Origin of the sequence: Pseudomonas fluorescens, assembly GCF_002022275.1 — a bacterium.
Lineage (GTDB): Bacteria > Pseudomonadota > Gammaproteobacteria > Pseudomonadales > Pseudomonadaceae > Aquipseudomonas > Aquipseudomonas fluorescens_AJ.
On the sequence record NZ_MSDF01000025.1, the window covers coordinates 238,340 to 254,336 of the forward strand.

Sequence of the window (15,997 nt, forward strand, 5' to 3'; positions counted from 1 at the left end):
TGGCTTGCCTGCGATGCAGGCACCTCGGTGTATCAGGTACACCGAGGAGATGCTATCGCAGGCAAGCCAGCTCCCACATTGGGTTATGTGTAGGGCTCAGTAATCGTCGCCACGCTCCGTCACATCCCGCTCCACCGGCGCTGCATTCGGGTCGTACCCCACCGGGAACTTGCCCTTCAGCGTCCAGGCAAACGCAATAATCTCCGCCACCGTGCGGTACAACTCTTCAGGGATACTGTCCCCCAACTCCATCCGCGCCAGCAGCTTCACCAGCTCCGCGTTCTCATAAATCGGCACTTCATTTTCCCGCGCCAGCTTCAAAATGGCTTCGGCCAGGGCATCGTCGCCCTTGGCTGTCAGGGTGGGCGCTTGCTGGCCGTCGTACTTGAGGGCAATCGCCTGGCGCGGCGGGGTTTGGTTCTTCATGCGGTCTCATCCACCCAGCGTTGCTCCAGCCCGGTTCGCGGGCCACGCGGCGGGGTGCCGAGGTGGCAGTCCAGGTCGCCCACATTGATGCCCGAGGTCACCAGCCGCTCGCGCAAGTTGCCCAAGTGGCTTTCGATCAGGCTGGCGGTAAACGCTCGCGTTGCCCACAACTGGCTGGACAGTTTGCCCTGAGTGAGCTGCGCCTGAACCTGCAACGGCCCCAGCGGTTCCATGTCGAAGGCCAACTCGACGCGCCAGAGCATCTGCTTGGGGTCTTTCTGGGTTTTGCGTTCGGGCTGGTCCTTGTCCGGCGGCGGTTCTTCACGCTGGAACTTGACCTGCAGCGGCACGATGTCCTGCAACGTGCGCATGGGGATTTCCAGCTGCCAGGTGGTTTGCAGGCGCCCGTCGGCAGTGGTGCCGGTCTGTTCCAGGCTCGACAGTTGATGGCTTTGCAGGCGGGAAATCGCGGCGGCGGCCAGGCGCAGGAGGTTTTCCAGATCGCCTTCGCCTTCCAGGCGCTGCATCAGCCGGTCCGGCAGCGGGAAGCCCGCAGGCGCCTGGCGAGCGCCGATCTGGCCAAGCGTACTCAACGGGTTACGCACAAAGTTAGGCAGCACCTGGGCGAGGGTGTTGGCGGCCAGGATCGCATTAAGGTTGGTGCCGGTGGGCAGGGCGGGCAGCAAGTCCGCGACCAGACGCAGCAACGCGCCTTTCATATCCAGCGGCGGTATCTGCGGGTTTTGTCCGGCGAGTAATTTGGCTTCCAGAAAGGCGCCGCTGTTCTGGATCACCTGTGCCAGCACTTTGGGATTGCTCACTTGGGCGAGGTCGGGCAGGGCGGCAAGCAGCCGATCGGCGGCGGCGCGAAGGTCAGCGGAGGTTGTGTCGTCTGCGGGCAGGTTCTGGATGGCGGTAAACACCGCGTCCAGCGAGCCTTGGCGGCTTTGCTGAGTGGCCAATTGCTGGCTGACCGCCAGCTGATCCTGACGACCGCTCAACGGCACGAAATTCAGGGTCTGCGCATTCTGCACCACGGCGCTGAGCAAGCTGCCGACCCGCAGTGGCTGCGGACTTTCCACGGTCAGGGTCTGACCGGCCAGCGCGTTAGTCAGCACGGTCACCAGCGAACGGTAGATCGCCGGCTGCGTGGTGCCCTGCGGCAGCATCTGGGTGGTCAGCACCTTGGCTTGCAACAGCGTGCCCACTGGCATTTGCGTGGTATCGATGCGGGTGAGGGCGGCCACGTTGGCGCTCAAGGCTTGCTGCAAACTGATGGTCAGGTTGCCGGTGGGCGTCTGGCTCACCGCCACATTACTGCCCAGCGGCAACGGTTGGGCGCTGCTGGCTTGCACCAGGGTCTGGCGACCGCCTTCGAGGGTCAGCTTGAGCAACAACTGAAAGGCATCGCCGCCTTGTTTAAGCGCGATGACCTCGGCATTAACGGTTTTCCCCGGGTCGATCAGGCCCGTCTGCGGCTCCAGCAGTTTAAGCAACTCACCGGTCGGTGGCAGCGGGGCAGGCCCGGGTGCCGGGGCGGGAGGCAGCGTAGGAAGGTTGATCTCACCGGTCATCGTGCGCGTCGTCTCGGGGGAAATTGCCCTCTTTAGAGTAGGGCATCACATGTATAATGCCGCCCGTCTGCAAAGAGAGCGCTAAAAACCTCACAACTATTTGATCCAGCTCTCTAAAATCGGTCGCCAAAGCCGTTATTGTGCTTTTCTCTATAACGGCCGCTGCACCGCCGACTTGAACCGTAAAGGCCCGCGATCTTTTGACCAGCCCTCTTCTTGAAGCCGTAGCGCTCTCCTGTGAACGCGACCTGCGCCTGCTGTTCGAGCACCTCGAACTGCGGCTGACGGGCGGCGACATGGTGCAAGTCAGCGGCCCCAACGGCAGCGGCAAAACGAGTTTGCTGCGCCTGCTGGCGGGGTTGATGCAGCCAACGGCCGGCGAAGTTCGACTCAACGGCAAGCCTCTCACCGAGCAACGTACGGAGTTGGCCCGCAACCTGATCTGGATCGGCCACGCCGCCGGCATCAAGGACGTGCTGACCCCTGAAGAAAACCTCAGCTGGCTAAGCGCTCTGCATCAACCGGCTTCGCGTGATGCCATCTGGCAAGCCATGGCCGCTGTCGGCCTCAAGGGCTTTGAAGACGTTCCCTGCCACACCCTGTCCGCCGGCCAACAGCGCCGCGTGGCCCTGGCGCGTCTATATCTGCCCGGCCCGCCGCTGTGGATCCTCGACGAGCCCTTCACCGCCCTCGACAAACAGGGCGTCGCCCAACTTGAAGAACACCTGGCCCGGCACTGTGAAAAGGGCGGTTTAGTCGTCCTTACCACTCACCACACCCTCGCACGTATGCCCACCGGTTACCGTGACCTGGATTTAGGGCGGTGGTCGGCATGAGCGTCTTCGCCCTGTTGGTCGCCCGCGAAGCGCGGCTGTTGTGCCGTCGTCCGGCCGAGTTGGCCAACCCGCTGGTATTCTTCGCCATCGTCATCGCGCTGTTCCCGCTGGCGGTCGGCCCCGAGACTAAACTGTTGCAAACCTTGTCCCCGGGGCTGGTGTGGGTCGCGGCGCTTTTATCGGTTCTGCTCTCGCTGGACGGGCTGTTTCGCAGTGATTTTGAAGACGGCTCCCTCGAACAGTGGGTCCTTTCGTCGCACCCTTTGCCACTTCTGGTACTGGCCAAGGTGCTGGCACACTGGGTTTTTTCCGGCTTGGCGCTAGTCTTGCTCTCGCCGCTGCTGGCGATGATGCTGGGCTTGCCCTTTGAGTGCCTGCCCGTGTTGCTCTTGTCCTTGTTACTCGGTACGCCGGTGCTCAGCCTGTTGGGGGCGGTGGGCGCAGCGTTGACCGTTGGTTTGAAGCGGGGTGGCCTGTTGCTGGCCCTGCTGATTCTGCCTTTGTATATCCCGGTGTTGATCCTGGGCAGCGGCGCCTTGCAGGCCGCGCTCATGGGCATGCCCGCGACCGGTTACCTGCTGTGGCTTGGCAGCCTGACCGCCCTGGCGGTAACCCTGACACCCTTTGCTATAGCGGCTGGCCTGAAGATCAGCGTCGGCGAATAATGAGGTCTGGCTAAGCGTTATATGTTTAGCCAGTAAAGACCCTTAGAGCTTCCTGCCAAGACAGGAAGCCACCGTGATGGAAACAGCAATGAACTGGACCTGGTTTCACAAGCTCGGCTCGCCCAAATGGTTTTACGGCATCAGCGGCAAACTGCTGCCGTGGCTGAGTATCGCCGCTATCTTGCTGATCGGTATCGGCCTGGTCTGGGGCCTGGCTTTCGCGCCGCCGGACTACCAGCAAGGCAACAGTTTTCGCATCATCTATATCCACGTGCCCACCGCGATGCTGGCCCAGTCCTGCTACGTGATGATGGCCGTGTGCGGCGTGGTCGGCCTGGTCTGGAAGATGAAAATCGCCGACGTCGCCCTGCAATGCGCCGCGCCCATCGGAGCCTGGATGACCGCCGTGGCGCTGGTCACCGGCGCGATCTGGGGCAAACCGACCTGGGGTTCATGGTGGGTGTGGGACGCGCGGCTCACCTCCATGCTGATTCTGCTGTTCCTCTACTTCGGCCTGATCGCCCTGGGCAATGCCATCAGCAACCGCGACAGCGCCGCCAAGGCCTGCGCGGTGCTGGCCATCGTCGGTGTGATCAACATCCCGATCATCAAATACTCGGTGGAGTGGTGGAACACCCTGCACCAGGGCGCCACGTTCACCCTCACCGAAAAACCGGCCATGCCCGTGGAAATGTGGGCGCCGCTGCTGCTGATGGTGCTGGGATTCTACTGTTTCTTCGGCGCCGTGCTGCTGATGCGCATGCGCCTTGAAGTGCTCAAGCGTGAAGCCCGCGCCAGTTGGGTCAAAGCCGAAGTGCACGCCTGCCTGGGAGCCCGTGGATGAACTTTGCGTCTTTCAGTGATTTTCTCGCCATGGGCCATCATGGCCTGTATGTCTGGACGGCTTATGGCATCTGTTTGGCAGTGCTGGCCCTCAACGTCGCCGCGCCGATCCTGGCCCGCAAGCGTTACCTGCAACAAGAGGCGCGTCGTTTGCGCCGGGAGACCGATAAGTGAATCCGCTGCGTAGAAAGCGTTTGTTGATCATCCTGGCCATTCTGGCCGGGGTGAGTATTGCCGTGGCCCTGGCGATGAGCGCCCTGCGGGAGAACATCAACCTGTTCTACACCCCGACGCAAATTGCCAACGGCGAAGCCCCGGTGGGCACGCGCATCCGTGCCGGCGGCATGGTGGAGAAGGGCTCGCTGAAGCGTTCGTCCGACTCCCTCGACGTGACCTTCGTCGTCACCGACTTCAGCAAGGCCGTGACCATCACCTACCGCGGCATCCTCCCGGACCTGTTCCGCGAAGGCCAGGGCATCGTCGCCCTGGGCAAGCTCAACGCCGACGGCGTAGTCGTCGCTGACGAAGTGCTGGCCAAGCACGACGAAAAATACATGCCGCCGGAAGTCACCAAGGCGTTGAAAGACAGCGGCCAAACTGCCCCGACCCCAGCCAAGGAGGGCTAAGTCATGACCTCAGCACTGTTTATTCCCGAGTTGGGCCAGTTGGCGATGATCCTCGCCCTGTGCTTTGCCATCGTTCAGGCCGTGGTCCCGTTGCTCGGCGCCTGGCGCGGTGACCGCCTGTGGATGAGCCTTGCGCAGCCGGCGGCTTGGGGTCAGTTTGCGTTTCTGGTGTTCGCGTTTGGTTGCCTGACGTATGCCTTTATGACCGACGACTTTTCCGTCGCCTACGTCGCCAATAACTCCAACAGCGCGCTGCCGTGGTATTACAAGTTCAGCGCCGTGTGGGGCGCTCACGAAGGCTCGTTGCTGCTGTGGGCGTTGATCCTCGGCGGCTGGACCTTCGCCGTGTCGGTATTCTCGCGCCAACTGCCGCAGGTCATGCTGGCCCGGGTGCTGGCGGTGATGGGCATGATCAGCATCGGCTTCCTGCTGTTCCTGATCATGACCTCCAACCCGTTCACCCGCATCCTGCCGCAGATCCCGGCGAACGGGCACGACCTCAACCCCTTGCTGCAAGACATCGGCCTGATCGTGCACCCGCCGATGCTCTACATGGGTTACGTCGGTTTCTCGGTGGCCTTCGCCTTCGCCATTGCCGCGTTGCTCGGCGGGCGTCTCGATGCGGCCTGGGCACGCTGGTCGCGGCCGTGGACCATCGTCGCCTGGGCCTTCCTCGGCATCGGCATCACCTTGGGTTCGTGGTGGGCTTACTACGAACTCGGCTGGGGTGGGTGGTGGTTCTGGGACCCGGTGGAAAACGCCTCGTTCATGCCATGGCTGGTCGGCACCGCGTTGATTCACTCGCTGGCCGTTACCGAAAAACGCGGTGTGTTCAAAAGCTGGACCGTGTTGCTGGCGATTGCGGCGTTTTCCCTCAGCCTGCTCGGTACGTTCCTCGTGCGCTCGGGCGTGTTGACCTCGGTGCATGCGTTCGCCTCCGACCCGGAGCGTGGCGTGTTTATCCTGATCTTCCTGCTGTTTGTGGTCGGCGGTTCCCTGACCTTGTTCGCCCTGCGCGCGCCAGTGGTCAAGAGTCAGGTCGGCTTCAACCTGTGGTCGCGGGAAACCCTGTTGCTGGGTAACAACCTGGTGCTGGTGGTCGCCGCGTCAATGATCTTGCTCGGCACCCTTTATCCGCTAGCGTTGGATGCCCTCAGTGGCGCCAAGCTGTCCGTCGGCCCGCCGTATTTCAACGCGTTGTTTATCCCGTTGATGGGCCTGTTGATGGTGGTGATGGCCGTCGGCATGTTGGTGCGCTGGAAAGACACCCCGGTGAAATGGCTGGCCGGCATGCTGATGCCGGTGCTGCTCGGCAGCGTGGCCCTGGCGGTGATCGCCGGGTTCGCTTACGGCGACTTCAACTGGGCAGTCCTCGCGACCTTCCTGCTCGCGGCCTGGGTGTTGCTGGCCGGCGTGCGCGACATCTTCGACAAGACCCGCCACAAAGGCCTGATCAAAGGCTTGCCAAGCCTGACTCGCAGCTATTGGGGCATGCAGATTGCGCATATCGGCATCGCCGTGTGCGCCCTCGGCGTGGTGCTGTCCAGCCAGAACAGCGCCGAGCGCGACCTGCGCCTGGCGCCGGGCGAATCGATGGACCTGGCCGGTTACCACTTCATCTTCGAAGGCGCCAAGCACTTCGAAGGTCCGAACTTCACGTCAGACAAAGGCACTGTGCGTGTAGTCCGTAACGGCAAGGAAATCGCCGTGCTGCACCCGGAAAAACGCCTGTACACCGTGCAAAGTTCGATGATGACCGAAGCCGGTATCGACGCCGGTTTCACTCGCGACCTCTATGTGGCGCTGGGTGAACCCTTGGGCGACGGCGCCTGGGCGGTGCGCGTGCATGTGAAACCGTTTGTGCGCTGGATCTGGTTCGGCGGGCTGCTCACAGGCTTTGGTGGTTTGCTCGCCGCGCTGGACCGGCGTTATCGGGTCAAGGTCAAGAGCCGGGTGCGTGAAGCCCTCGGCCTGCAAGGGGCGCCGGTATGAAGCGTTGGTTGATGGTTGTACCGCTGGCGATGTTTTTGGTGGTGGCGGTGTTCTTGTATCGCGGCTTGTACCTGGACCCGGCCGAGTTGCCGTCGGCGATGATCGGCAAGCAATTCCCGGCGTTCTCGTTGCCGACGGTGCAGGGCGACAAAACCCTGACCCAGGCCGACCTGTTGGGCAAACCGGCACTGGTCAACGTGTGGGGCACCTGGTGCATTTCCTGCCGCGTTGAACACCCGGTGCTGAACAAGCTGGCCGAGAAAGGCGTGGTGATCTACGGCATCAACTACAAGGACGACAACGCCGCCGCGCTGAAATGGCTGGCGGAGTTCCACAACCCGTATCAGCTGGATATTCGCGACGAAGACGGCAACCTCGGCCTGAACCTCGGCGTGTACGGCGCCCCGGAAACCTTCTTCATCGACGCCAAGGGCGTGATCCGCGACAAGTACGTCGGCGTGATCGACGAAGTGGTCTGGCGCGAACAACTCGCCGCCAAATACCAGGCCTTGGTCGATGAGACCAAACCATGAAGCGTTTGTTAGCCGCTGCGGTGCTGGCGCTGGGTTTGGTCGGTGTGGCCCACGCCGCCATCGATACGTACGAATTCGCCAAAGAGGGTGACCGTGAGCGTTTTCGCGAGCTGACCAAGGAACTGCGCTGCCCCAAGTGCCAGAACCAGGACATCGCCGACTCCAACGCGCCGATCGCTGCCGACCTGCGCAAGGAGATCTTCCGCATGCTGGGGGAGGGCAAGGACAACCAGCAGATCATCGACTTCATGGTCGACCGCTACGGTGATTTCGTGCGCTACAAACCGGCTCTCACCGGCAAAACCGCGCTGCTTTGGTTCGGCCCCGCCGGGCTGTTGCTGGCGGGTGTGGTGGTGATGGCCGTGATCGTGCGCCGCCGCCGCGCCGCACCGACTGATGGTTCCGACGCGCTATCCCCTGACGAGCGCAAACGCCTCGACCAATTGCTGGACACCAAGACTGATGATTGATTTTTGGCTCGCAGCAGGGTTGCTGCTCCTGATTGCCCTGAGTTTCCTGTTGATCCCTATGTTGCGCGGCCGCCGTGCCCAGCGTGAAGAGGACCGCACCGCGCTGAACGTGGCGCTGTATCAGGAACGCGTCGCCGAGCTGCAAGTTCAGCAGGACGAAGGCGTGCTGAATAACGCGCAACTCGACACCGGCCGCGCCGAAGCCGCGCGCGAATTGCTCGCCGACACCGAAGGTGTGGAAAAGCCCCGCGAGTCGCGTCTGGGCAAGCCATTGCCATTGTTGGCGGCGTTTCTGGTGCCGGTCCTGGGCGTTGCGCTGTACCTGCATTACGGCGCCAGCGACAAGGTCGAACTGACGCGCGAATTCTCTCAGCCGCCGGTGTCCATCGAAGACATGACCCGCCGCCTGGAACGTGCCGCCGCCGCGCAGCCGGATTCGCCCGAAGGCCTGTACTTCCTCGGTCGCGCCTACATGGCTCAAGACCGTTCCGCCGATGCGGCGAAAATCTTCGAGCGCACCGTGGCCCTGGCCGGTCGCCAGCCGGAACTGCTCGGCCAGTGGGCGCAGGCGCAGTACTTTGCCGACGATAAACAGTGGTCGCCCAAAGTGCAGGCGCTGACGGACGAAGCGTTGAAGCTCGATCCGAAGGAAGTCACCAGCCTCGGCTTGCTGGGTATCGCCGCGTTTGAAGGGCAGCGTTACCAGGAAGCGATCGACTACTGGAACCGCCTGCTGGCCCAACTGCCACCGGACGACAACTCCCGCGCCGCGCTGCAAGGCGGCATCGACCGTGCCGCCGAGAAGCTCAAGGAAAGTGGCGGTACTGTCGCGCCTCAGAAAACCGCGATGAAAGTGCGTGTGGACCTGGCGCCCGACGTAAAAGCCAAAGCCCTGCCCACCGACAGCGTGTTCATCTTCGCCCGCGCCGTGAACGGCCCACCGGCACCGCTGGCCGCCAAGCGCGTCACCGTCGCCGAGCTGCCGATCACCGTTGAACTGGGCGATGCCGACGCGATGATGCCGCAGTTGAAACTGTCGAACTTCCCCGAAGTCCAACTGGTTGCGCGCATATCCCGGGCCGGTCAGCCGACCACTGGCGAGTGGATCGGCCGCAGCCAACCGTTGGCCAGCACCACCACTGCCCTGCAGCAGCTGACCATCGACAGTCCGGATAAGTAAATCGAGGAAAACGCCCATGACCGCATTTGCACGCATCACCCTGCTCAGCCTGGTACTCGGCTTGAGCGCTTGTGCGGTCCACCGGCCACCTCCCGGGCCCACCGGCCCGACCATCCCGTCGTCCGGCCCGTCGACCCAGCCAAGCACCAAACCTTCCGGCCCGGTCACGCCGCCGAAACCCGTGCCAAGCTCCTCGCCCACCTTCGCCCCGCCACCGGGCGCCGTCAGCCATTGGGACGGCAAAATGCAGGTGTATGTGCTGGAAGAACAGCCCGACACCTTCTACCGCCAGCGCACGTACTACCGCTGGAGCAACGGCTGGAGCCGCTCGATCAGCCCGAACGGGCCGTGGGAAGAAACCAACGTGCAAGGCGTTCCGCCGGGCTTGAGCAAGCAATACGCACAATAAAAAAAGGCGACCTTTATAGGTCGCCTTTTTCATACCCGTGAAATGCATTCTTGCATCCACTGAAGCTCAAATGTGGGAGCGGGCTTGCTCGCGAATGCGGTGGTTCAGCTGGCTAATACAGTGACTGACACACCGCCTTTTGATCGTTCCCACGCTCCGCGTGGGAATGCATCCCGTGACGCTCCGCGTCACCTTGGCGCAAGACTCAAACCTGAGGGACGCAGAGCGTCCCAGGCGGCATTCCCACGCAGAGCGTTGGAACGATCATCATGGCCGTGGAACCCCATTCCTCCATCCAATGAAGATCAACTGTGGGAGCTGGCTTGCCTGCGATAGCATTGTGTCAGCCAACTATCTGCCAGCTGACCCACCGCCATCGCAGGCAAGCCAGCTCCCACAGGGGATCACCGTGCCATCAAGCTATGGGACATTCCCGATTGAGCGCTTCATTCACCAACAACTGCGCAATCTCAATCATCTGCACCACCGCCAGCACCTGCTTGCGGCCTGAGCCACCCAGATGTTCAGCGCAGTCGTACGCACAGACAGTGGCCGACTCAAGCATCTCGCTGGCGTTGCTCAAGGCAACTTCAGTACTGAGGCCGGGGCGGACGGTGAAGATCACTTCGGGTGGTGTTTGTGGCGTGTTATCCGAGGTGGATAACAGTGTGTCAGGCGTAACTTTTTTCATACGGATGCTCCGTGAGTTATGAAAAAAGCGTCCACTAAAGGCAATGGGCGCTTGTGCGCCTGGATCATTTCGGGCTTCCACACCCGGCCGCTGATTTTGCAGCGACTTGCGAAGGTTAGCGGTGAGGTTTGATCAGACGCAACCCGAAAACTATGTAGGGCATATCTCCACGTCTAGTTGATGATCACAGCCACACGGCGTAAGGAGGCGACTGCACACAGGGTGGTAGACCGGTCATAGAAACCCGGCAGGCCTAAGCCTCCCATGCACAGCCGCCACAAAGAAGCCTGAAAAAAGGTGAGCCGTACGCAGGTTGGTCGACCGGGGAATGGAAACCCGACAGGGACAAGCCCTCCTGCGTGCGGCTCGGGCGACATAGTGAACATTGGATAAAGAATGAGGTGTAGGGAAAGTCTGGCATCGGGACGCGTCAAGTCGAGGCTGGCGATGCACGACAGTTGCTACTATCCCTTTCTCCCTTCAATGAGATGAACCCTCATGAACCTCTACGTTGTTCGTCACGGCGAAACCTGGGCAAACGCTGAGCGCCGCTACCTCGGCGCGCTCGACCCGGAACTGACCGAGCTGGGTAGGGAACAGGCTGCGTCTCTCAGCAAGAAACTGCCCAGCGGCATTGAGGTGTTAATTGTCTCTCCGCGCCTAAGAGCCCAGCAAACCGCGCAAATTCTTAACGGTGAGTTGAATCTTGAGCTATTAACAATGGGCGAATTTCGCGAGCGTGACGTCGGTGTGTTCGAAGGGCTGACACAGGCTGAGGCAAGGGCAATGCACCCGCAGCTCTGGGCGCAGAACATAACGCGCCAATGGGCGGTTGGGCCAACGGGCGGTGAGTCGATTGCAGATGTGGTTGCCCGTGTACATCAAGGTTTGGTGGAACTGGCAGCGCTCTATCCAGAGCGTGTTGTACTGCTGGTCGCGCATGGATTTGTGGCGAAGGTGATTCGCGCTCTAGCCAGAGGAGACTTTTCGGACTTCTTTAACTGGCAGCTTTCGAATGGAGAGATGCTGGTTTTGGACGATTTCAACGTCATGGCGTTTCCAGCGACTGCCCCAATTTAATTGCTACGTACAACTCTGTGGCGAGCGGGCTGTGTGTGGCGAGCGGGCTTGCCCCGCGTTGGGCTGCGAAGCAGCCCCAAACCCTGCCGACGCGTTCTGTCTGACTCTATCGCGGCCGCCTTATTGGGGCTGCTGCGCAGCCCAACGCAGGGCAAGCCTGCTCGCCACAACGACCGTGCAAGCTGTGTCCACGATCATTATTCCATACAGGTTTTGGGCGTGATGCGGATCGTTTCAGCCCCGCCCATTTCACCACTCGGCGCGAGCTCTTTATGGGTCGTGAACGCCAGCGGGTAGGGGCCGCTCTTGGCCAGCGCGGCATTCACCCCGGCCATGAAGGTTTCCTCGCTTTTGGCATAGAAAATCCACTGCACCTGCTGCCCACCCGTCACCGTGCACAGCCATTTCGCCAGCCCTTGTTCCTGCACGGCCGGCACGATCAGGCTGCGCATCTGTTCCATCCGGGAGAGGTCTCGCGGCGCTGGCCTGAGGGTTTTGGCGGTGTACTTCCAGGTGATTCTGATCTTGTAGGGCAGTGCCCGTCGTTCAGCGGCCGTGACAGAGCGCGCACCCTGGTAAAGCATGGGGTTGGGCGTGTCTGGAAAGTCGGCGTCCTGGTAGTCGTCAGGGCCAGGCTCGGCCAACGCTTGCTGGCGAGGGTTGGGGTTGGCATCGTCCAGCAGGCGCCTGAGGGCTTCCGCTCGGTCCGCCGCCCGATCAGCCACACACCTGTCAAACGCCACGCTGTGCACCGGGCCTTCATCCAGGCAAGGGTTGCGCTCGACCACGGGCGCAGCAGGGTGCCTTGCGCAGCCTGCGGTCAGTACGCTTGCCAGCGCGAGCCACGTGAGCAGTTGCTTGTTACGGTGCTTGTCTTTCACTGTTCATCCCTAAACGCTTGAGCCTGCCCTGTGAGGGCGGATGCTGGCTAATTAATGGCGCCGATTGTGCCAGACGTCTTCGCCGCAGACCACTGGCTACCCACCTCCAACCTTTCACAAAACCTTCATCAAACCGCCGCCCGCCAGTCATGTGCAAGTAATAGCACTGACACCTCCCGCGCCTACTGTCGTTTGAACTCAAACGCAGCCCTCCCAAGGCTGTTCAAACCAGACAGAGAAGCCCATGACTCACGCTATTCATGTCGATCACTTGAACAAGACCTTTGCGAAGAAATCCGCACTGGTCGACCTCGAACTCACCATTGCTGCCGGTGAGATGGTCGCGCTGATTGGCGCTTCCGGGTCGGGCAAGTCCACGTTGTTGCGCCATTTGGCGGGCCTGGCCTGTTGCGACAAGAGCAACGGCGGCAGTGTCAAGGTGCTGGGCCGGGAGGTGCAGGCCAGTGGACGGTTGAATGGCAAGGTGCGGCGTTTGCGTGCAGACATCGGCTACATCTTCCAGCAGTTCAACCTGGTCAACCGCCTGAGCGTGATCGACAACGTATTGCTCGGTTGCCTGGGCCGCATGCCGCGCTGGCGTGGCAACCTCGGGTTGTTCAATGCCGAGGAAAAGGCCTTTGCCCTGGAATCCCTGGCCCGTGTGGGTTTGGCTGACCTGGCCGGGCAGCGCGCCTCCACATTGTCCGGCGGCCAGCAGCAGCGTGTGGCGATTGCCCGGGCGCTGACCCAGCGCGCCGAAGTCATCCTCGCCGACGAACCCATCGCCTCCCTCGACCCTGAGTCGGCGCGCAAGGTCATGGAGATCCTCGCCGACATCAACCGCCGCGACGGCAAGACCGTGGTGGTGACCCTGCATCAAGTCGATTACGCCATGCGTTATTGCCCGCGAGCCGTGGCCCTTAAAGGTGGCCGCATTCACTTCGACGGGCAGGGCAGCGCCATGAGCAGCCAGTTCCTCAATGATTTGTACGGTGCCGATGTCGACACCAGCCTGATGTTTTCCGACCAGACCCGCCATGCCGAAGCCACCCCTCGGCTGGCCCTGGCGCGCGCTTGAAACCCCACTCACGACCCACAGGAAACCTTTCCATGTTGAACCGTATCGGCCAAGTGTTTTTGTCTGCGGTGTTGCTGGCCAGCGTCGCGATGGGCAATGCCCAGGCTGCCGACAAAGCCATCAACTTCGGCATCATGTCCACCGAGTCTTCGCAGAACCTCAAGAGCATCTGGCAGCCGTTTCTGGATGACATGCACAAGAAGACCGGCCTGACCATCAACGCCACTTTCGCCTCTGACTATGCCGGTTTGATCCAGGGCATGCGCTTCAACAAGGTCGACGTGGCCTGGCTGGGCAACAAGGCTGCAATGGAAGCAGTAGACCGTTCCAACGGCGAGATCTTTGCCCAGACCGCCGCCGCCAACGGCGCCGCCGGTTACTGGAGCGTGCTGATCGTGCGCAAAGACAGCCCGATCAACAACGTCGACGACATGCTCAAGAACGCCAAGAACCTGACCTTCGGTAACGGTGACCCGAACTCCACCTCGGGCTACCTGGTTCCGGGCTATTACGTGTTCGCCAAGAACCACGTCGACGCCGCCACCGCGTTCAAACGCACCCTCAACTCCAGCCATGAAGTGAATGCCTTGAGCGTGGCCAAAGGGCAGTTGGACGTGGCGACCTTCAACACCGAAAGCTGGGACCGTCTGGCAGTGACCCAGCCGGACAAGGCCGCGATGCTCAAAGTGATCTGGAAATCGCCGCTGATCCCTGCCGACCCGATGGTGTGGAGCAAGGCGCTGAGCGACAGCGAGAAGACCAAGATCCGTGATTTCTTCGCCAACTACGGCAACACCGATGAAGAGAAAGCGGTGCTGAAGAACATGCAGCTGGGCAAGTTCCTGACCTCGAACGACGACCAACTGTTGCCGATCCGCCAGCTGGAACTGTTCAAGCAGCGCACCACCATCAGCGCGGATGACCACCTGGAAGCCGCCGACAAGGCCAAGAAACTGGCTGACATCGACGCCGACCTGGCGAAGCTGCAACAGCGCATCAGCGAACTGGACAAAAAGACCGCAGCAAACGGCTAACCCCCTGTAGGAACCGGGCCAATGTGGGAGCGGGCTTGCTCGCGAATGCGGTGAATCAGTCGCCGAATGCGTTGAATGACACACCGCATTCGCGAGCAAGCCCGCTCCCACAAAAGCCAGCTCCCACACTTAGATTGAGGCGATCCAATGACAACCTTGCACGCTGAAGCCGTCGGCAAACGCAGCTTGCCGCAATACCTCGGCTGGGGTCTGTTCCTGCTCGTACTGGCCTGGGCCTGGCGCGGTGCTGAAATGAACCCGCTGGCGCTGTACCGCGATTCCGGAAACATGGCGACCTTCGCCGCTGACTTCTTCCCGCCGGACTTCCACGAATGGCGCTCCTACCTCACCGAGATGATCGTCACCGTGCAAATCGCCCTCTGGGGCACGGTGTTGGCCATCGTCTGCTCGGTGCCGCTGGGCATCCTCTGCTCTGAAAACATCACCCCGTGGTGGGTGCACCAACCGCTGCGCCGTGTGATGGATGCGTTCCGTTCCATCAATGAAATGGTGTTCGCCATGCTGTTCGTGGTCGCCGTCGGCCTCGGTCCTTTTGCCGGTGTACTGGCCCTGTGGATCAGCACCACCGGCGTGCTCGCCAAGCTGTTTGCCGAAGCCGTCGAAGCCATTGACCCGGGCCCGGTAGAAGGCGTGCGGGCCACCGGCGCGAGTGCCTTGCAGGAAGTGATCTACGGCGTGATCCCCCAAGTAATGCCGCTGTGGGTGAGCTACGCGCTCTACCGCTTCGAAGCCAACGTGCGCTCCGCAACAGTGGTCGGCATGGTCGGCGCAGGTGGTATCGGCGTGATCCTCTGGGAAAACATCCGCGCCTTCCAGTTCGTACAAACCTGCGCGGTGCTGCTGGTGATCATCGTGGTGGTGAGCTGTATCGACGTGCTGTCCCAACGCCTGCGCAAGCAGTTCATCTGACGCCGGAGGGGTGCCCGCGGGGCGCTTTTTTTAAGCATGCAGTTGTCTAGACAAGATGAGCCGGTGTACCGCGAACTCGCGGATATTTTGCGCCGCGAACTGAGCAGTTACAGCGCCGGCGACTTCCTGCCCGGCGAGGTGCACATGGCCGAGCGCTTCGGCGTGAACCGCCACACCTTGCGCCGCGCCATCGACGAGCTGGTGTTTGAAGGCAGCCTGTTGCGCCGCCAGGGCAAGGGCACCCAGGTGCTCGACCGCCCGCTGATTTACTCGATGGGCGCCGAGACCTCCTACAGCCAATCGCTGTCGGCCCAGGGCGTCGGCGTGCAGGCGGTGTTGCTCAAGCGCCGCTACTGCTACGCCAGCCGCGACGAAGCCGAGCATTTGGGCATCGCCGAAATGGCGCCGATGATCGAACTGCAAACCCTGCGCAAGCTCGACCACCAGCCCGTCAGCCTGATCCGCCATCGCTACTGCGCCAGCCGCGCGCCGTTGCTGGCCGACTACACCGGCGGTTCGTTGCGCCAGTACCTGCGTGAACGTGAGCTACCGCTGACCCGCACCCAAAGCCTGATCGGTGCGCGCCTGCCCAACCGTGATGAAGCCGCGCTGCTGATGATGCCTCGGCACTTGCCGGCCCTCACCGTTTTTACCCTTTCCTGCGATCGCGACGGCCGCCCCGTGGAGCTGGCGCAGTCCACCAGCCGTTCGGATCGCTTCCAGTACCAAGTGGTGACTTGAATGGAGTC

Annotated in this window: 19 protein-coding genes; 15 read left to right on the top strand and 4 right to left on the bottom strand. The window is 61.8% G+C overall.

All coding sequences use genetic code 11. The annotated features are described in order from the left end of the window. Positions 1 to 96 precede the first annotated feature (96 nt). A complete protein-coding gene (locus tag BFW87_RS20500; protein ID WP_078741526.1) occupies positions 97 to 426 on the bottom strand; it encodes an EscU/YscU/HrcU family type III secretion system export apparatus switch protein in 330 nt (109 codons plus the stop codon). Further along, positions 423 to 2,000 (bottom strand): flagellar hook-length control protein FliK, encoded by a 1,578-nt coding sequence (gene fliK / locus BFW87_RS20505; protein ID WP_078741527.1) that lies wholly within the window; start codon positions 1,998 to 2,000, stop codon positions 423 to 425. Before fliK ends, BFW87_RS20500 begins: the two co-directional genes overlap by 4 nt. Before the next feature lie 200 nt (positions 2,001 to 2,200). Between fliK and ccmA the strand changes: the two genes are divergently transcribed. From ccmA to BFW87_RS20555, 10 genes are all read left to right on the top strand, one after another. After that, on the top strand, positions 2,201 to 2,836 hold the full coding sequence (ccmA, locus tag BFW87_RS20510; protein WP_078741528.1) for a cytochrome c biogenesis heme-transporting ATPase CcmA: 636 nt from the start codon (positions 2,201 to 2,203) through the stop codon (positions 2,834 to 2,836). Next, positions 2,833 to 3,501, top strand: coding sequence for a heme exporter protein CcmB (gene ccmB / locus BFW87_RS20515; RefSeq protein WP_078741591.1), 669 nt, complete (start codon positions 2,833 to 2,835; stop codon positions 3,499 to 3,501). The genes ccmA and ccmB overlap by 4 nt, the downstream gene beginning before the upstream one ends. Before the next feature lie 88 nt (positions 3,502 to 3,589). Beyond that, positions 3,590 to 4,345 carry a heme ABC transporter permease gene (locus BFW87_RS20520; protein ID WP_078741529.1) on the top strand — a complete coding sequence of 252 codons (756 nt, stop codon included), beginning with the start codon at positions 3,590 to 3,592 and terminating at the stop codon, positions 4,343 to 4,345. Next, the gene (gene ccmD / locus BFW87_RS20525) at positions 4,342 to 4,518 is read left to right on the top strand and encodes a heme exporter protein CcmD (RefSeq protein WP_078741530.1); all 177 of its coding nucleotides are present in this window, start codon (positions 4,342 to 4,344) and stop codon (positions 4,516 to 4,518) included. The genes BFW87_RS20520 and ccmD overlap by 4 nt, the downstream gene beginning before the upstream one ends. Continuing rightward, positions 4,515 to 4,970: a cytochrome c maturation protein CcmE gene (gene ccmE, locus BFW87_RS20530; RefSeq protein ID WP_078741531.1), complete on the top strand. Its 456-nt coding sequence runs from the start codon at positions 4,515 to 4,517 to the stop codon at positions 4,968 to 4,970. Before ccmD ends, ccmE begins: the two co-directional genes overlap by 4 nt. Positions 4,971 to 4,973: 3 nt before the next feature. Continuing rightward, on the top strand, positions 4,974 to 6,962 hold the full coding sequence (locus BFW87_RS20535; RefSeq protein ID WP_078741532.1) for a heme lyase CcmF/NrfE family subunit: 1,989 nt from the start codon (positions 4,974 to 4,976) through the stop codon (positions 6,960 to 6,962). Continuing rightward, positions 6,959 to 7,495: a DsbE family thiol:disulfide interchange protein gene (locus BFW87_RS20540; RefSeq protein WP_078741533.1), complete on the top strand. Its 537-nt coding sequence runs from the start codon at positions 6,959 to 6,961 to the stop codon at positions 7,493 to 7,495. The genes BFW87_RS20535 and BFW87_RS20540 overlap by 4 nt, the downstream gene beginning before the upstream one ends. Then, complete coding sequence (locus tag BFW87_RS20545) at positions 7,492 to 7,965, top strand: cytochrome c-type biogenesis protein (RefSeq protein ID WP_056857146.1); 474 nt, start codon at positions 7,492 to 7,494, stop codon at positions 7,963 to 7,965. The genes BFW87_RS20540 and BFW87_RS20545 overlap by 4 nt, the downstream gene beginning before the upstream one ends. Next, positions 7,958 to 9,145: a c-type cytochrome biogenesis protein CcmI gene (gene ccmI / locus BFW87_RS20550; RefSeq protein ID WP_078741534.1), complete on the top strand. Its 1,188-nt coding sequence runs from the start codon at positions 7,958 to 7,960 to the stop codon at positions 9,143 to 9,145. The genes BFW87_RS20545 and ccmI overlap by 8 nt, the downstream gene beginning before the upstream one ends. Before the next feature lie 16 nt (positions 9,146 to 9,161). After that, complete coding sequence (locus tag BFW87_RS20555) at positions 9,162 to 9,554, top strand: hypothetical protein (RefSeq protein ID WP_078741535.1); 393 nt, start codon at positions 9,162 to 9,164, stop codon at positions 9,552 to 9,554. Positions 9,555 to 9,969: 415 nt separating this feature from the next. On the opposite strand, the gene BFW87_RS20560 is transcribed toward BFW87_RS20555, so the two are convergent. After that, positions 9,970 to 10,245: a DUF6124 family protein gene (locus BFW87_RS20560; RefSeq protein WP_078741536.1), complete on the bottom strand. Its 276-nt coding sequence runs from the start codon at positions 10,243 to 10,245 to the stop codon at positions 9,970 to 9,972. Between the two features lie 498 nt (positions 10,246 to 10,743). Here BFW87_RS20560 and BFW87_RS20565 point away from each other — a divergent pair, with 498 nt between their 5' ends. Further along, on the top strand, positions 10,744 to 11,325 hold the full coding sequence (locus BFW87_RS20565; RefSeq protein WP_078741537.1) for a histidine phosphatase family protein: 582 nt from the start codon (positions 10,744 to 10,746) through the stop codon (positions 11,323 to 11,325). Between the two features lie 197 nt (positions 11,326 to 11,522). Here BFW87_RS20565 and BFW87_RS20570 read toward each other — a convergent pair whose 3' ends face one another. Next, positions 11,523 to 12,206, bottom strand: a complete 684-nt coding sequence (locus BFW87_RS20570; protein ID WP_254865919.1) for a DUF695 domain-containing protein — start codon at positions 12,204 to 12,206, stop codon at positions 11,523 to 11,525. Between the two features lie 244 nt (positions 12,207 to 12,450). Between BFW87_RS20570 and phnC the strand changes: the two genes are divergently transcribed. From phnC to phnF, 4 genes are all read left to right on the top strand, one after another. Further along, positions 12,451 to 13,284, top strand: coding sequence for a phosphonate ABC transporter ATP-binding protein (gene phnC / locus BFW87_RS20575; RefSeq protein WP_078741538.1), 834 nt, complete (start codon positions 12,451 to 12,453; stop codon positions 13,282 to 13,284). 32 nt (positions 13,285 to 13,316) lie between these two features. Continuing rightward, the gene (gene phnD, locus BFW87_RS20580; RefSeq protein ID WP_078741539.1) at positions 13,317 to 14,318 is read left to right on the top strand and encodes a phosphonate ABC transporter substrate-binding protein; all 1,002 of its coding nucleotides are present in this window, start codon (positions 13,317 to 13,319) and stop codon (positions 14,316 to 14,318) included. A 147-nt stretch (positions 14,319 to 14,465) separates the two neighbouring features. Further along, the gene (gene phnE / locus BFW87_RS20585; RefSeq protein ID WP_078741540.1) at positions 14,466 to 15,248 is read left to right on the top strand and encodes a phosphonate ABC transporter, permease protein PhnE; all 783 of its coding nucleotides are present in this window, start codon (positions 14,466 to 14,468) and stop codon (positions 15,246 to 15,248) included. A 36-nt stretch (positions 15,249 to 15,284) separates the two neighbouring features. Further along, positions 15,285 to 15,989, top strand: coding sequence for a phosphonate metabolism transcriptional regulator PhnF (gene phnF, locus BFW87_RS20590; protein WP_176159790.1), 705 nt, complete (start codon positions 15,285 to 15,287; stop codon positions 15,987 to 15,989). The last annotated feature ends 8 nt before the right edge of the window (positions 15,990 to 15,997 follow it).

Coding starts and splice junctions, on each gene's coding strand:
- BFW87_RS20500 (WP_078741526.1), bottom strand. CDS start 426: ATGAAGAACCAAACCCCGCCGCGCCAGGCGATTGCCCTCAAGTACGAC.
- fliK (WP_078741527.1), bottom strand. CDS start 2,000: ATGACCGGTGAGATCAACCTTCCTACGCTGCCTCCCGCCCCGGCACCC.
- ccmB (WP_078741591.1), top strand. CDS start 2,833: ATGAGCGTCTTCGCCCTGTTGGTCGCCCGCGAAGCGCGGCTGTTGTGC.
- BFW87_RS20520 (WP_078741529.1), top strand. CDS start 3,590: ATGAACTGGACCTGGTTTCACAAGCTCGGCTCGCCCAAATGGTTTTAC.
- ccmD (WP_078741530.1), top strand. CDS start 4,342: ATGAACTTTGCGTCTTTCAGTGATTTTCTCGCCATGGGCCATCATGGC.
- BFW87_RS20535 (WP_078741532.1), top strand. CDS start 4,974: ATGACCTCAGCACTGTTTATTCCCGAGTTGGGCCAGTTGGCGATGATC.
- BFW87_RS20540 (WP_078741533.1), top strand. CDS start 6,959: ATGAAGCGTTGGTTGATGGTTGTACCGCTGGCGATGTTTTTGGTGGTG.
- BFW87_RS20545 (WP_056857146.1), top strand. CDS start 7,492: ATGAAGCGTTTGTTAGCCGCTGCGGTGCTGGCGCTGGGTTTGGTCGGT.
- ccmI (WP_078741534.1), top strand. CDS start 7,958: ATGATTGATTTTTGGCTCGCAGCAGGGTTGCTGCTCCTGATTGCCCTG.
- BFW87_RS20555 (WP_078741535.1), top strand. CDS start 9,162: ATGACCGCATTTGCACGCATCACCCTGCTCAGCCTGGTACTCGGCTTG.
- BFW87_RS20560 (WP_078741536.1), bottom strand. CDS start 10,245: ATGAAAAAAGTTACGCCTGACACACTGTTATCCACCTCGGATAACACG.
- BFW87_RS20565 (WP_078741537.1), top strand. CDS start 10,744: ATGAACCTCTACGTTGTTCGTCACGGCGAAACCTGGGCAAACGCTGAG.
- phnC (WP_078741538.1), top strand. CDS start 12,451: ATGACTCACGCTATTCATGTCGATCACTTGAACAAGACCTTTGCGAAG.
- phnD (WP_078741539.1), top strand. CDS start 13,317: ATGTTGAACCGTATCGGCCAAGTGTTTTTGTCTGCGGTGTTGCTGGCC.
- phnE (WP_078741540.1), top strand. CDS start 14,466: ATGACAACCTTGCACGCTGAAGCCGTCGGCAAACGCAGCTTGCCGCAA.
- phnF (WP_176159790.1), top strand. CDS start 15,285: ATGCAGTTGTCTAGACAAGATGAGCCGGTGTACCGCGAACTCGCGGAT.